14 protein-coding genes are annotated in these 14995 nt (G+C 69.5%); 10 read left to right on the plus strand and 4 right to left on the minus strand.

What is annotated here, in order from left to right:
* Positions 1-424: 424 nt before the first annotated feature.
* The gene (locus J0I43_RS02935; RefSeq protein WP_292858718.1) at positions 425-925 is read left to right on the plus strand and encodes an endonuclease domain-containing protein; all 501 of its coding nucleotides are present in this window, start codon (positions 425-427) and stop codon (positions 923-925) included.
* 92 nt (positions 926-1017) lie between these two features.
* Here J0I43_RS02935 and J0I43_RS02940 read toward each other — a convergent pair whose 3' ends face one another.
* Together J0I43_RS02940 and J0I43_RS02945 are read right to left on the minus strand one after the other, a co-directional pair.
* Positions 1018-1560 (minus strand): GNAT family N-acetyltransferase, encoded by a 543-nt coding sequence (locus J0I43_RS02940; protein ID WP_292858721.1) that lies wholly within the window; start codon positions 1558-1560, stop codon positions 1018-1020.
* Positions 1557-2231, minus strand: a complete 675-nt coding sequence (locus tag J0I43_RS02945) for a hypothetical protein (RefSeq protein ID WP_292858724.1) — start codon at positions 2229-2231, stop codon at positions 1557-1559. Before J0I43_RS02945 ends, J0I43_RS02940 begins: the two co-directional genes overlap by 4 nt.
* Before the next feature lie 220 nt (positions 2232-2451).
* Between J0I43_RS02945 and ileS the strand changes: the two genes are divergently transcribed.
* From ileS to ndk, 4 genes are read left to right on the plus strand one after another with little or no spacing between them, the layout of a single operon-like run.
* Complete coding sequence (gene ileS / locus J0I43_RS02950; protein ID WP_292858726.1) at positions 2452-5829, plus strand: isoleucine--tRNA ligase; 3378 nt, start codon at positions 2452-2454, stop codon at positions 5827-5829.
* Entirely contained in the window at positions 5826-7178 is a 1353-nt protein-coding gene (locus J0I43_RS02955) for a folylpolyglutamate synthase/dihydrofolate synthase family protein (RefSeq protein ID WP_292858729.1), read from the plus strand. Before ileS ends, J0I43_RS02955 begins: the two co-directional genes overlap by 4 nt.
* Positions 7175-7594: a DUF4233 domain-containing protein gene (locus J0I43_RS02960; RefSeq protein WP_292858732.1), complete on the plus strand. Its 420-nt coding sequence runs from the start codon at positions 7175-7177 to the stop codon at positions 7592-7594. Before J0I43_RS02955 ends, J0I43_RS02960 begins: the two co-directional genes overlap by 4 nt.
* Position 7595: 1 nt before the next feature.
* Entirely contained in the window at positions 7596-8009 is a 414-nt protein-coding gene (ndk, locus tag J0I43_RS02965; protein ID WP_292858735.1) for a nucleoside-diphosphate kinase, read from the plus strand.
* 15 nt (positions 8010-8024) lie between these two features.
* On the opposite strand, the gene J0I43_RS02970 is transcribed toward ndk, so the two are convergent.
* The gene (locus J0I43_RS02970; RefSeq protein WP_292858738.1) at positions 8025-8642 is read right to left on the minus strand and encodes a vitamin K epoxide reductase family protein; all 618 of its coding nucleotides are present in this window, start codon (positions 8640-8642) and stop codon (positions 8025-8027) included.
* Positions 8643-8941: 299 nt separating this feature from the next.
* On the opposite strand from J0I43_RS02970, the gene J0I43_RS02975 reads away from it, so the two are divergent.
* Positions 8942-11446 carry an Rne/Rng family ribonuclease gene (locus tag J0I43_RS02975; RefSeq protein WP_292858741.1) on the plus strand — a complete coding sequence of 835 codons (2505 nt, stop codon included), beginning with the start codon at positions 8942-8944 and terminating at the stop codon, positions 11444-11446.
* Positions 11447-11493: 47 nt separating this feature from the next.
* Here the strand turns inward: J0I43_RS02975 and J0I43_RS02980 are convergent, their stop codons facing one another.
* Positions 11494-11778: a DUF4031 domain-containing protein gene (locus J0I43_RS02980; RefSeq protein ID WP_292858744.1), complete on the minus strand. Its 285-nt coding sequence runs from the start codon at positions 11776-11778 to the stop codon at positions 11494-11496.
* Positions 11779-11957: 179 nt separating this feature from the next.
* On the opposite strand from J0I43_RS02980, the gene rplU reads away from it, so the two are divergent.
* The 4 genes from rplU (at position 11958) to proB (ending at position 14977) form a co-directional block, all read left to right on the plus strand.
* The gene (rplU, locus tag J0I43_RS02985) at positions 11958-12266 is read left to right on the plus strand and encodes a 50S ribosomal protein L21 (RefSeq protein WP_292858747.1); all 309 of its coding nucleotides are present in this window, start codon (positions 11958-11960) and stop codon (positions 12264-12266) included.
* 18 nt (positions 12267-12284) lie between these two features.
* Positions 12285-12542 carry a 50S ribosomal protein L27 gene (gene rpmA / locus J0I43_RS02990; RefSeq protein WP_204963532.1) on the plus strand — a complete coding sequence of 86 codons (258 nt, stop codon included), beginning with the start codon at positions 12285-12287 and terminating at the stop codon, positions 12540-12542.
* A gap of 69 nt (positions 12543-12611) precedes the next feature.
* Complete coding sequence (gene obgE / locus J0I43_RS02995; protein ID WP_292858755.1) at positions 12612-14132, plus strand: GTPase ObgE; 1521 nt, start codon at positions 12612-12614, stop codon at positions 14130-14132.
* The gene (gene proB, locus J0I43_RS03000) at positions 14129-14977 is read left to right on the plus strand and encodes a glutamate 5-kinase (RefSeq protein WP_292858758.1); all 849 of its coding nucleotides are present in this window, start codon (positions 14129-14131) and stop codon (positions 14975-14977) included. Before obgE ends, proB begins: the two co-directional genes overlap by 4 nt.
* Positions 14978-14995 lie beyond the last annotated feature (18 nt).

Below are 14995 nucleotides of genomic sequence, written 5' to 3' on the forward strand. Positions count from 1 at the left end.
TGCGATTCGGCCGATTGTCCACCGATCCGCCGCTCCGCACATTGCCGATTCCGTCCACGCGGCACGCTGTGGTGATGTCTGTGGGATCAACGGTTCAAGGGTTCGGCGGTGTTGCTCGGGTGCGGGTCGTCCGGCAGCGGGGCTGGAGCGAGCGGGCGGTTCGCCACGCCGTGGACTGCGGTGAGGTGATGCGCCCTCGAAAAGGGTGGCTCGCGCTGCCCGGGGCCGACCCCTACCTCATCGCCGCCGCTCGTGATGGTGTCGTGCTCTCATGCATCACTCAGGCCTCGCGTCTCGGGCTCTGGGTCCTGGACAGGGCGATCGGCCGCATGTCGCCGCGAGTCCGAACGCGGGCGGCGTGCGTGTCGGCGTCGAGTCGGCCACCGGCCTGCGCCACGCAACGACACACTGGGCGAGGCCTATCGTGCCGCGCCATCCGGACGCCCTCATCGACCCCATCGAGAACGTGCTCGGCGTCGTCGCGGACTGCCTCGAGCACGAGCAAGCGCTCGCGATCTGGGAATCTGCCCTTGATCGCCGCTTGATCACCCTGCCCGAATTGCGACGTCTGCCCTACCGGGGGCGAGCTCGCAACCTGTGCGACAGCGCCTCACCGTTCCACGGCTCAGGGCTCGAGTCGTTCGTCCCACCGCGTCTCGTCTGGCTACGACTGCCGATCGTCCCGCAGGTGTGGATCGTGGGGCATCGCGTCGATTTCCTCATCGGAGATCGGCTCGTGCTTCAGATCGACGGCGGCACCCACGTCGGTGCGCAGCGCGACAGCGATATCCGCCACGATGCTCAGCTCCTGCTCCTCGGCTACCACGTCATCCGCGTCGGATATGACCAGGTCGTGAACCGCTGGCACGAGGTGCAAGACCTCGTCATGCGCGCTGTCGCCCAGGGGCTCCACCTGATGCGGTGAACGCAGTCCCCAGACACCGCGTCGGATGCCGATGAGATGACGGATGCTGAGGACGATATCCGGGCGTCCGGTCCTCAGAATCTGTCATCTCCTCAGGAACCTCCGGGCACGGTCCTCGACCACTCGCCGCGCGTGAGCGCGAACGCCAAGTGCGGCATGTCGACGCCGCGGTAGTGGGTGGTGAAGGTGCGGCGCACCGTCATCCCGAGGCGGATCGCGACGTTCATGGATGGCACGTTGGTCGCGCGCACCTTCGCGTAGAGGTCCTCCGCCTCGAGAGTGCGGAACGCCCAGTCGCGGCAGGCCGATGCAGCCTCGATCGCGTACCCGCGACGCCAGTGCGCCCGCTGGAAGAGATAGCCGACCTCGATGACCTCATCGTCCTCGATCTTCTGCCGGGTGATGCCGCACTGGCCGATCATCCCGCCCGTCTCGCGCAGGACGACCGCCCACAGGCCGAAGCCGTCCTGGGCATACCGCTCCTGCAGGCGACGGAGCCAGGCGAGCGACTCGGCGTCGCTGAAGGCGCCTTCGTAGGCGACCATGACGACGGGGTCGTGCAGGATCGCGCGGAGCGCGGGCAGGTCGTCGTCGGTCATCTCGCGCAGGTCGAGCCGCGGTGTCGACAGGATCACGACTCGATCCGGATACCCAGCGCGTGGGCGAATGCCGGGGCGTGCAGCTCTGCCTGGCGCGGGGAGAGCCAGAAGCCTGCCAACCCGCGCGGATCGGAGAAGGAGAGCGCCTCGAGCCCGCGCAGGTCGACGTCGTCGCCGCGCACTCCGCGGGTATCCACCTCGTCGGCGCGGGACCGCTCGAACCGCACGCGCGCGAGCCGCGCGTCGGGCAGGTCGAGAGCGCCGATCTGGCAGTCGACGACGAGCAAGTCCGCGACCTCGGCGGCAGCCAAGGAGAGATAGTCGATGCGCAGTCCGCGCAGGATGACGGCATCCCACGACCCGCGCAGCGCGTCGACTGTGCCGATCCGGCCTCCGTCTATCTCGACCGAACGCCACGAGGCATCCTTCGCGCTCAGCTCGGCTGCGCGGATCTCGGTGATCGCGACGTCGGAGAGAGCCGTGCCGCCGAGGTCGATGCGACCGACGGATGCCCCGGCGATTCGCGACTCCGCCACGCGGCCATGCGCCGCCGAGACGTCACCTCGCAGCCCTTCGATATGCGCTGCGATCACGTCCGCGCGGGGCGACAGACCGGCGTGAGCGTCGAGCAGCGTGGGAAGATCGGGGGCCGCCGTGCGGGGCGGACGCGGGCCGGTCGATCCGGATCGGGAGCGGACGGGCGTCATACCGGCCAGCCTAGGCGCCCGGTATGATGGGGTGATCAGCTGTGATCCGGCCATCACCGGGGAGCTCGCGGAAGAGACTCGGTCCGCCGAGAGGTAGAACCGCGCGGGGCAGGCCCGTCATCGCCGCAGGAGAGTGGTCCGTCCCGGCGGACAAGCGGGGTGGTACCGCGGTCGCACGATCGTCCTCGCAGGAAGCATCGCACGCACCTGCTGGAGAGACATGACCTACCCCCGCAACTCCGCCTTCGGACCCGCCGCCGACAGTGTCGCGCCGAGCCCGCGGTTCCCCGAGATCGAGCGCGAGGTCCTGGCGTTCTGGGACCGGGACAACACGTTCCGCGCCTCGATCGCGCAACGCAGCGGCGCGGAAGAGTGGGTCTTCTACGACGGGCCGCCGTTCGCCAACGGCCTGCCGCACTACGGTCATCTCCTCACCGGCTATGCCAAGGACCTCTTCCCGCGCTTCCAGACGATGCTCGGCAAGAAGGTCGATCGCGTGTTCGGTTGGGACACGCACGGACTCCCCGCGGAGCTCGAGGCGATGAAGCAGCTGGGCATCACGGAGAAGAGCGAGATCGAGGACATGGGCATCGCCGCCTTCAATGCGAAGGCGAAGGAGTCCGTGCTCGAGTACACCCAGCAGTGGGAGGACTACGTCACCCGGCAGGCCCGCTGGGTCGACTTCGAACGCGGCTACAAGACGCTCGACACGGGCTACATGGAGTCGGTACTGTGGGCGTTCAAGACCCTGTGGGAGAAGGGTCTCGCGTACGAAGGTCACCGCGTGCTCCCGTACTGCTGGCGCGACGAGACGCCGCTGTCGAACCATGAGCTGCGCATGGACGACGACGTCTACAAGATGCGTCAGGACCCGTCGGTGACGGTCACGTTCCCGCTCGTCGGGGTGAAGGCCGAGAGCCTCGGGCTGACCGGCGTCCGCGCGCTCGCCTGGACGACCACCCCGTGGACGCTGCCGACGAACCTCGCCCTCGCGGTCGGCCCCGATATCGAGTACGTCGTCGTCCCGGGCGGTCCCGCCGGCGCGGCGGACGTCCCGGCCGGCGACGACGCCGAGGGGGCGACCGCGCACCGCTACCTCCTGGCATCCGACCTGCTCGTGAACCACGCGAAGGAGCTCGGCTATGAGAGCGCGGCGGCGGCGTCGGAAGCGGTCGAGCGGACGCTCCGTGGCGAGGAGCTGCGCGACGTGCATTACGACCGGCTCTTCGACTACTACGCGGATGCCGAGGTGTGGGGCACCGACACCGCTTGGCGCATCCTCGTCGACGACTACGTCACGACCACGGACGGCACGGGCATCGTCCATCAGGCGCCGGCCTACGGTGAGGACGACCAACGCGTGACGGCGGCCGCCGGCATCCCGCTCATCATGAGCCTCGACGACGGCGGGCGGTTCCTGCCGCAGGTGACCGACGTCGCCGGCGAGCTGTGGATGGATGCCAACCGGCCGCTCATCCGACTGCTGAGGGCGCAGGGTCGCCTCCTTCGCGAGGCCTCGTACGAGCACTCCTACCCGCACTGCTGGCGGTGCCGGAACCCTCTCATCTACAAGGCCGTGTCGAGCTGGTTCGTGCGGGTCACCGACATCAAGGACGACCTCATCGCGGCGAACGAGCAGATCACCTGGGCGCCCGAGAACGTCAAGCACGGGCAGTTCGGCAAGTGGCTCGAGGGGGCGCGCGACTGGTCGATCAGCCGCAACCGGTTCTGGGGCTCGCCGATCCCCATCTGGAAGAGCGACGATCCGGAGTACCCGCGCGTCGACGCCTACGGGTCTCTCGAGGAGCTCGAGCGCGACTTCGGACGCCTGCCGCGCAACGGGGCGGGGGAGGTCGATCTGCACCGCCCGTACATCGACGAGCTGACGCGCCCGAATCCCGATGACCCGACCGGTCTCTCCACGATGCGGCGCATCGAGGACGTCTTCGACGTGTGGTTCGACTCGGGCTCCATGCCGTACGCGCAGGTGCACTATCCGTTCGAGAACCGTGAGTGGTTCGACACGCACGCGCCCGCCGACTTCATCGTCGAGTACATCGGCCAGACCCGTGGCTGGTTCTACGTCATGCACGTGCTGTCGGTGGCGCTGTTCGGCCGCCCCGCGTTCAGCGGCGTCGCCTGCCACGGCATCGTCCTCGGCAGCGACGGCCAGAAGATGTCGAAGTCGCTGCGCAACTATCCGGACGTGAGCGAGGTGTTCGACCGCGACGGCTCCGATGCGATGCGCTGGTTCCTCATGGCGTCGTCGGTGCTGCGCGGTGGCAACCTCATCGTCACCGAGGAGGGCATCCGCGCGGGCGTCCGCGAGTTCCTCCTGCCGCTGTGGAACGCGTGGTACTTCTTCGCGACCTATGCCAACGCCGCGGGAGGGGCCGGCGGCCAGGGATACGAGGCGCGCTGGCGCACCGACTCGACGGACGTGCTCGATCAGTACGTCCTGGCGCTCCTGGGCGACGTCGTCCGCGATGTCGCCACCGACCTCGAGGCACTCGATTCGACCACCGCCGCCGCGCGCCTGCGCGACTTCGCCGAAGCGCTGACGAACTGGTACATCCGCCGTTCCCGCGACCGGTTCTGGGTGGGTGCGGATGCCGCCGACGAGGCATCCACCGAGGCGTTCGACACCCTGTACACGGTGCTCGAGACGCTCACGCGCGTCGCCGCGCCGCTGATCCCGCTCGTGTCGGAACGGATCTGGCAGGGCCTCACCGGCGGGCGCAGCGTGCACCTGGAGGACTGGCCGGATGCCGACGCGTTCCCCGCGTCGCCGGAGATCCGGACCGCGATGGATGCCGTGCGCGAGGTCTCGTCGGTCGCGAACGCGCTGCGCAAGAAGGAGGGCAAGCGCGTGCGCTTGCCGCTGCCGCGCCTCACGGTCGCACTCGAGCATGCCGACGCGCTCGGCCAGTTCGAGGACATCCTGCGCGACGAGCTCAACGTCAAGGAGGTGGAGCTCGTCCCGCTCACCGATGGGCTGGCCGAACAGTACGGCATCAGTCAGCGGCTCGCGGTCAACGCGCGCGCCGCCGGCCCGCGCCTCGGCAAGCAGGTGCAGCACGTCATCGCGGGCGCCAAGGCCGGCGCGTGGAGCGTCGACGACGGCGTGGTCGTCGTCGACGGCATCGCCCTCGCCGAGGGCGAGTACGAACTCACCCTCGAAGCCGGCGGGGTCGCAGAGGGCACGGCGATCGCTCTCCTCGCGGGCGGCGGATTCGTCCTCCTCGACACGACGACGACGCCCGAGCTGGAGGCGGAGGGTCTCGCTCGCGATGTGATCCGTGCCGTGCAGGACACCCGCAAGGCGGCAGGGTTCGACGTCAGCGACCGGATCTCGCTCGCGCTGCTGTTCGACGACGAAGCGGATGCATCCGCCATGGCATCCGCGTTCTCCGTGGCCGACGTCGCCGGCGAGACGCTGTCGCTCACGTATGCCGTGCGCTCGCGCGTAGAGACCCTCATCGATGCGGGCTCGGTCGCCACCGAGTCGGTGGAGTTCGAGAATGTGATCGACGCGGGCACGTACGCCAACCGGGCGCCCTTCACCGTGTCCGTCGGCCGGATCGGAGTGCAGGCATGAACGACCGCACGCGCGCGGACGCCGTGTATGCGGCTCTCCTGACCCGACAGGGCGAGCGGTGGGTGCAGCCGCGGGTCGAGCGCACTCGTCAGGTACTGGAACTCCTCGACGATCCGCAGAAGACGTATCGCGTCATCCACGTCACGGGCACGAACGGCAAGACCTCGACGGCTCGGATCGCCGAGTCGATCGTGCGCGCAACGGGTCTGCGCACGGGACTGTTCACGAGTCCGCATCTCGAGCGGTTCACCGAGCGGATCACGATCGACGGCGAGCCGATCGACGACGGACTGATCGCGGATGCCTGGGCGGAGATCGAACCGTTCGTCGGCATCGTCGACGCACAGATGGAGGCGACCGGCGATGCGCCGCTCACGTTCTTCGAGCTCCTGACGGTACTCGCGTTCGTCGCGTTCGCCGACGCTCCCGTGGATGTCGCGGTCATCGAGGTCGGCATGGGGGGTTCGTGGGACTCGACGAACACCGCGGACGGGGATGTCGCCGTGTTCGCACCGATCGACCTCGACCACGCGGACAAGCTCGGCGACACGATCGAGGAGATCGCGACCGTGAAATCCGGCATCATCAAGGAAGGCGCCGCCGCTGTCTCGGCCGCGCAGGCTCCCGCGGCTCTCAGCGTGCTGCAGCGCGCGGCGTCGGCGCGGGGAGCGACCCTCGCGGTCGAGGGTGATGCTTTCGGGCTGTCCGCCCAGCACCTCGCCGTCGGTGGGCAGCAGATCAGCGTCCAGGGCCTCGCCGGGGGCTACGACGACCTGTACCTGCCGCTGTACGGCGCGCACCAGGGGCACAACGCGGCGCTCGCGATCGCGGCCGTCGAGTCGCTGATCGGCGGCGGAACCCAGCGACTCGCTCCGGACATCGTCGCCGACGGCCTCGCGCAGGTCACCTCGCCCGGTCGGCTGCAGCTCGTCGGCGTCGCGCCGACGGTCCTCGTGGATGCCGCGCACAACCCCCACGGCGCGCGCGCCCTCGTGCAGGCGCTCGGCGACTCGTTCGACTTCGACGAGTGGGGCATCGTGCTCGGTGTCTTCGGCGACAAGGATGTCGCAGGCATCGTCGCGGCGATCGCGCCCGCGGCCACGCACGTCTTCGCCACTTCTCCCGACTCGGATCGCGCCGCGGAGGCAGACACGATCGCCGATCTCGTGGAGGGCCTCGGCGGTCAGGTCAGCGTGCACCGCGACCTGGCGGAGGCCGCGGAGGCGGCGCGGGAGTGGGCGTCGGCATCCGAGCGCCGCGCCGTCGTCATCGCGGGGAGCGTCGTCCTGGCGGGCGAGGCGCTGCAGCTCGCGGCCGAAGAGAATTGGAAGGACGGGTGGGTCGCGTGAGCGCGGACTCAGCGGATGCCCCGCGGCGGGCGCCACGTGTGCGGCGACGGCGCGGTGCGCGGGAGTCGCTCGCCGCCATGGTCCTCGGCTGCGAGACGCTCGTCGTCTTCCTCGGCGGGCTCGTGCTCTACGGGCTGAAGGCGCTCCCCGCGGGGATCGAGCCGTGGTGGGGGATCGTGCTCGGTTCGGGGTTCGCCGTGCTGCTCGTCGTGACCTCGGCGTTCGTGCGCTACGACTGGGGGATCGCGCTCGGCTGGTTCTGGCAGCTCGTGATCGTCCTGGCGGGGTTCCTGGAGCCCGCGCTCGCTGTCGTCGGTCTCGTTTTCGGAGCGATGTACGCGTATGCGACGATCAAGGGAGGCGCGCTCGACAAAGCGAACGCGCAGCGCGCCGCAGGCGACACGAATGGAGAATGACATGTCCACGGAAGAGACCCTCGTCCTCGTGAAGCCCGACGGCGTCGCGCGCGGACTGACCGGTGCGATCCTCGCGCGCATCGAGGCGAAGGGCTATGCGCTCGTGGACATCAAGCTCGTCGAGCCCGACCGCGATCTGCTCGCGCAGCACTACGCGGAGCACGAGGGCAAGCCCTTCTACGAGCCGCTGCTGGAGTTCATGCTCTCCGGTCCGTCGGTCGCGATCCGGCTCGCCGGCAACCGTGTGATCGAAGGCTTCCGCTCGCTCGCCGGCACGACGGACCCGACGACCGCCGCGCCGGGCACCATCCGCGGTGACTTCGGTCGCGACTGGGGTGTCAAGGTGCAGCAGAACCTCGTGCACGGGTCGGACAGCCCCGAGTCCGCCGTTCGCGAACTCGCGATCTGGTTCTGACGAAACCTCAGCGCGTCAGAAGATGACGTCGAGCAGCTGCGGGATGGCATCCAGTCGCAGCTGCGCGAGGAGCAGTACGACGGCGTAGGTGACGATCGCCATGAGCGGCACCCACGCGGCGAGCTTGCTGCCGACGGCACGCACGCGCGCGGCATCGGAGATCACGCCGGCGCGCAGCAGGTACACCCAGACCGCGTAGAAGGTCGGGATCGTGACGAGCCACGTCACCATGCACCACGGGCACAGCGTGCCGAGGAAGAAGATGCTCTGGCTGATGAGCCACAGCACGAAGCCGAACGCGAACGTGATGCCCGCGGCGAAGGCGAGCCAGAACCAGCGCGCGAACCGAGCGCCCGAGAGGACGGCCATGCCGACGACGATCGGCGCGACCCAGCCCGTGAGGCCGAGGATCGGGTTCGGGAAGCCGAAGACGCTGCCCTGCCACGAATCGAGGTTCGCGGTGCACTGCACGATGATGCTGAAATCGCACGACGCCGGCCCGGAGCCCGGGTTCTGAAGCGCGTGGAACTTCTCGACCGTGAGCGCGAAAGCCGCCCCCCAGCCGATCACTCCCGCGATGACGAGCCACACGGCGAGGGCTTTCGGGCGGGACTCGATGGTGCGCGACGACATGGCGTGATTATGGCATCCGTGCCTTTGCGGCGCGCTCAGAATGCGCCTCGCAGCGGCGCCGCGCGCCGTCACGCGCATTCCGGAGCGGAAAGTGGAATAATGGGCGCGATGCCGCCGCGGCCGCGCCGCAGCGCATCACCGAAGACTTCGGGCGATGAACGCCCTTCGCAGTACGAGCCCCGCCGCCGAGCGGGTGAGGCTGCAGACCGTATGAGTTCGCGGCACCTCCGGACCGGAGCGAGACCGCCAGATCTGCCGGGAGTGGCCCGCGGAGCCGCCCCGCAAGGAGTACGCCAGAGATGGCCGATGAGCACAATGACATCCCCGATTCCGACCGCGACAACGCCGAACAGACGCTGACGCCCGACCAGGCTCTCGGCTCCGACGCGCCCGCGACACCCGACGACGGCGACGTCGTCGCGGAGGCGGAGGCGATCGTCGCCTCCGAAGAGGCCGCCGACGCGGCGGAAGACGCCGCCGCGGTGGCCGACGCGGAGAGCATCGTCGACGACGCAGCCGCCGCCGAGGAGGTCGCCGAGGAGGCGGTCGTCGCCGATGCCGAGCAGATCGCGACGGATGCCGAGGACGCCGAGAGCGCGGCCGATGCCGCCTTCGAGGCCGCAGCGGCACAGGCTGCGCCGGTGGAGGACGAACCGGCGGCGCCGGAGCCCGTCACCGCGGTCTCCCTCGGACTGCTGCCCGCGGAGTTCGTCTCGCAGGTGTCCACGCAGCTCTTCTTCTACGCCCCCGAGCCCATCGCGCAGCCGTCGCGCCCGGGCGACGACGATCGCGATGACCGCGAGGACCAGGGTTCCGGCCCGGGTTCCAGCGCGCGCCGCCGCGGCCGCCGCCGGGGCGGCGCGCCGATCGGTGACCTCGATGAGGCATCCGGTGCCGACCGCGCGGAGCGGACGGAACGAACCGACCGTGGCGGGCGTCAGCCGCGCCAGCGCGCTGTGGAGCTCATCACCGAGCCGCAGCGCATCAAGGGATCGACGCGTCTCGAGGCGAAGAAGCAGCGCCGTCGCGACGGTCGTGAGGCCGGTCGCCGCCGCACCGTCGTCACGGAGGCCGAGTTCCTCGCCCGCCGCGAGGCCGTCGACCGCGACATGATCGTGCGCTCGAAGAACGGGCGGATTCAGATCGCGGTGCTCGAGGACAACGTCCTCGTCGAGCACTACGTCGCGCGCAGCCAGGAATCCTCTCTCATCGGCAACGTCTACCTCGGACGCGTGCAGAACGTGCTGCCCTCGATGGAGGCGGCGTTCGTCGACATCGGCCGCGGCCGCAACGCGGTGCTGTACTCGGGCGAGGTCGACTGGGATGCCGTGGAGACCGGCAATCAGCCGCGCCGCATCGAACTCGCGCTGAAGAGCGGTGACCGTGTGCTCGTCCAGGTCACGAAGGACCCGGTGGGACACAAGGGCGCTCGCCTGACGAGCCAGATCTCGCTCCCCGGCCGCTACCTCGTGTACGTGCCGGGCGGCGCGATGAACGGCATCTCGCGGAAACTCCCCGACACGGAGCGTGCGCGGCTCAAGCGCATCCTCAAGGAGGTCCTCCCCGAGTCGAGCGGCGTCATCGTGCGCACGGCGGCGGAGGGTGCGACCGAGGACCAGCTGACTCGCGACGTGCAGCGTCTCACGAGCCAGTGGGAGCACATCTCGAAGCAGGTCGAGACGCAGCAGGCACCGTACCTGCTGCACTCCGAGCCGGACCTTCTCGTGAAGATCGTCCGCGACGTCTTCAACGAGGACTTCTCGAAGATGCTCATCCAGGGGGAGGACGCGTACCAGACGATCACGTCCTACCTCGCGGGCGTCGCCCCCGACCTCCTCGAACGCATCGAGAAGTACGAAGAGGACCAGGACCCGTTCGACCGGTTCCGCGTCACCGAGCAGATCGAGAAGGCGCTCGACCGCAAGGTCTGGCTGCCGTCGGGTGGGTCGCTCGTCATCGACCGCACCGAAGCGATGACGGTGGTCGACGTCAACACCGGCAAGTTCGTCGGGTCGGGCGGCAACCTCGAAGAGACGGTCACGAAGAACAACCTCGAAGCGGCGGAGGAGATCGTCCGCCAGCTGCGTCTGCGCGATATCGGCGGCATCATCGTCGTCGACTTCATCGACATGGTGCTCGAGTCGAACCGCGACCTCGTGCTGCGTCGGCTGATCGAGTGCCTGAGCCGCGACCGGACGAAGCACCAGGTCGCGGAGGTGACCTCGCTCGGACTCGTGCAGATGACCCGCAAGAAGCTCGGCCTCGGTCTCTTGGAGACTTTCAGCGAGCCGTGCGAGGTGTGTGCGGGCCGCGGAGTGATCGTCCACCACGATCCGGTCGTGAAGCACCGCGCGCCCGTGACGAACGGCTCCGGGAACGCGCGGCGCCCCCGCTCCACGAGCTCCTCGTCTTCGACCGGTGCGAACGGCGGCGGCACGCACGTCATCACCGAGGGCGCGAAGTCCGCGCTCGCGGCGATCGCGGCATCCACGATTCACCCGGCGACGGGGGAGGCCGTGGCGGATGCCGCGTCGAGCCCGGTCGCGGCGGACGTCGTCGTCGAGGCGCGTGAGAGCGTGAAGAAGCCGCGTCGCAAGCGGGGCGAAGGGCGCGCTCGGAGTGAGAAGAGCGACCGCCCTGAAGGCGGGGCCGCGAAGACGGAGAAGGATCTGCTCCTGGATTCTGTGCTGAGCGCCCTCCCGGAGCCCAAGGCGCCCGGTCAGGGTCGGGGGCGGCGCCGCGTCACGACGGCGGCGCTGAGCGGTACGCCGGTCGACGCGACGCCGGTCACGACGGAGGACTGATCCGGGCGGCGCGGGCCGGCGGCGGGCATCCGCGGGACATCCGCTCGTCAGCGGGTCGTGGCTCGCGCACGCCGCTCCCGCGCCGTCACCCGCAGACCCGACGCGATGAGCCGGCGTACGAGCTCGTGCCCGCTCACGTGCTGCGCCCCGGCAGCGACGAGACGCGCGTGCGCGTCCTCGGGGACGTCGTAGTGATCGAGGTCGAAGCCGCGATGCGGGATGCCCTGGGCAGACGCGAACGCGTGCAGTTCGGCGAGATCGGTGTCGCTCACCAGATGCGCCCACAGCCTGCCGTGAGCCGGCCAGCGCGGGTCGTCGATCAGGATCACCATCGCCCCATCGTAAGCATCCGCGACACGCGCATCGGATGCTTTTGCCCGCTGGGCCCGCATCCGGTAAAGTAGTCCCTTGGTGCGTCGAGGTTCCGCCTCCGCGCCCGCAGACTCGTCAGAGGCGATTCGCCTCGGAAGACAATCGGAGCCGAGCGCTCCACAGAAGAAACAGGTGTGAAGTGGTTTACGCAGTTGTGCGCGCCGGAGGCCGGCAGGAAAAGGTCGAGGTCGGCACGATCGTCGTGCTCGACCGTCAGCAGGCCAAGGTCGGCGACAAGATCGAGCTCCCCGCGGTCCTCTTCGTGGACGGCGACGCCGTGACCACCGATGCGGACAAGCTCGCGAAGGTCACGGTCACCGCCGAGGTCCTCGGCGAGGAGCGCGGTCCGAAGATCGTGATCCAGAAGTTCAAGAACAAGACCGGCTACAAGAAGCGCCAGGGGCACCGTCAGGACCTCACGCGCGTCAAGATCACCGGCATCAAGTAAGCCACGGGAGAAGACGAGATGGCACACAAAAAGGGCGCAAGCTCTACCCGTAACGGGCGTGACTCCAACGCACAGCGACTGGGCGTGAAGCGCTTCGGCGGCCAGCAGGTCCTCGCCGGCGAGATCATCGTCCGCCAGCGCGGCACGCACTTCCACCCCGGCGCGAACGTCGGCCGCGGCGGCGACGACACGCTGTTCGCCCTCGAGGCGGGCGCGGTCGAGTTCGGCACGAAGGGCGGCCGCAAGGTCGTCAACATCGTGGCGGCGGCTGAGTAAGAGCGATACACACTTCGCGAGGGGCGGGCTTCGGCTCGCCCCTCGTTCGTTCCCGGACAGGAGACCGACATGGTGACCTTCGTCGATCGCGTCACGCTGCACCTGCGTGCCGGCAAGGGCGGCAACGGCTGCGTATCGGTGCGCCGGGAGAAGTTCAAGCCTCTCGCCGGCCCCGACGGCGGCAACGGCGGACACGGCGGTGACGTCGTGCTCGTCGCCGACCCCCAGGTGACGACACTCCTGTCGTACCACCACTCACCGCACCGAAGCGCCGGCAACGGCGGATTCGGCATGGGCGACAACCGGTCGGGCGCAGCGGGAGAGGGCCTCGAGCTCGCCGTCCCCGTGGGCACGGTGGTGAAGGATGCCGAGGGCGAGGTCCTCGCCGATCTCCTCGTCCCCGGGACGCGCTTCATCGCGGCCCCCGGCGGGCAGGGCGGCCTCGGCAACGCCGCGCTCGCGAATCCGAAGCGCAAGGCGCCCGGCTTCGCTCTGCTCGGCACGCCCGGTTGGGAGGGCGACGTTCAGCTCGAGCTCAAGACGGTCGCCGACGTCGCACTGGTCGGGTTCCCGTCGGCCGGCAAGTCGAGCCTCATCGCCGCCGTCTCCGCGGCGCGGCCGAAGATCGCGGACTACCCGTTCACGACGCTCCACCCCAATCTCGGCGTCGTCCAGGCCGGCGACGTACGGTTCACGGTGGCCGACGTGCCCGGGCTCATCGAGGGTGCGAGCGAGGGGAAGGGCCTCGGGCTCGAGTTCCTGCGTCACGTCGAGCGCTGCACGGCGCTCGTCCATGTGCTCGACTGCGCGACGCTCGAGCCGGGTCGTGACCCGCTGAGCGACCTCGACGTCATCCTGGAGGAGCTCGGCAACTACCCGGTGCCCGAGGGGCAGGTGCCGCTGCTCGAGCGCCCGCAGCTCGTGGCGCTCAACAAGGTCGACGTGCCCGAGGCGAAGGATCTCGCCGACCTCGTGCGCCCCGATCTGGAGGCGCGCGGGTACCGCGTGTTCGAGATCTCCACGGTCAGTCACGAGGGTCTGCGACCGCTGACTTTCGCGCTGGCGGACATCGTCGCGCGCCATCGCATCGAACAGGCCGCGGCTCCGACCCCCGAGCGCGTCATCATCCGCCCGCAGGGCTCCGAGCGCGAGTTCCAGATCCGCGTCGAAGGCGGCACATACGGCAACATCTTCCGCATCCTGGGCGCGAAGCCCGTGCGGTGGGTACAGCAGACCGACTTCCAGAACGAGGAGGCGGTGGGCTTCCTCGCCGACCGCCTCGAGAAACTCGGCGTCGAGAACGAGCTGTATCGGGCAGGCGCAGAGGCCGGCTCCACGGTCGTGATCGGCGACGGTGACGGCGTGGTGTTCGACTGGCATCCCACGCTCTCGTCGGCGGCCGAGCTCATGACGGCGCCGCGCGGCACGGACCCCCGCCTCGATCTCAACCCGCGCCGCACGACGTCGCAGCGCCGCGAGCGCTATCACGAGCGCATGGATGCCAAGGCGGAAGCCCGCGCCGAACTCGAGCAGGAGCGCCTGGGCACCATCCACGACGGCTTCGCCGGGGAGGACGACGAGGAAGCGTGAGCGTGCAGGAACGGTCCCAGATCGCAGGGGCACAGCGGGTCGTCGTGAAGGTCGGCTCGTCGTCGATCAGCGGTGAGAACCACCACCGCATCGAGTCCATCGTCGATGCCCTCGCCGCCGCGCGCGGGCAGGGCACACAGGTCGTGCTGGTGTCGTCGGGCGCGATCGCGACGGCGCTGCCGTTTCTCGACCTCGAGGGCCGCCCCTCGGATCTCGCGACGCAGCAGGCCGCCGCGGCGGTCGGCCAGAACGTCCTCATGTGGCGTTACCAGACCTCGCTCGATCGGCACGACATGCTCGCCGGACAGGTGCTCCTGACGGCCGGCGACCTCGAGAATGCCGCGCACCGTGCGAACGCGCGCCGCGCCGTGGACCGCCTCCTGGGGCTCGGCGTCCTGCCGATCGTCAACGAGAACGACACCGTCGCAACGCACGAGATCCGCTTCGGTGACAACGATCGCCTCGCCGCCCTCGTCGCCGAGCTCATCGGAGCCGATGCCCTCGTCCTCTTGAGCGACATCGAATGCCTCTACACGAGGCCGCCGAACGAGCCCGGCGCGCTCCCGATCGACACCGTCACCTTCGGAGACGATCTCGCCGGATTCGAGTTCGGCTCCGTCGTCGTCAACAGCGTCGGCACCGGGGGAGCGGCGACCAAGGTCTCCGCCGCGAAGCTGGCGTCAGCCGCCGGGATCGGAGTGCTCGTCACGAGCGCCGACCTCGTCGTCGAGGCGCTCAGCGGCGCACCGGTCGGCACCTGGTTCGCTCCCGACCCCGATGCGACGCCGGGTTTGACGCTCGGCGCCGCGACCGGCAGCGTCCGCACCGCCGCGACCGCGTCCTGATCGGTGCGACTCGGCATC

This window comes from Microbacterium sp. (genome assembly GCF_017305435.1).
Lineage (GTDB): Bacteria > Actinomycetota > Actinomycetes > Actinomycetales > Microbacteriaceae > Microbacterium.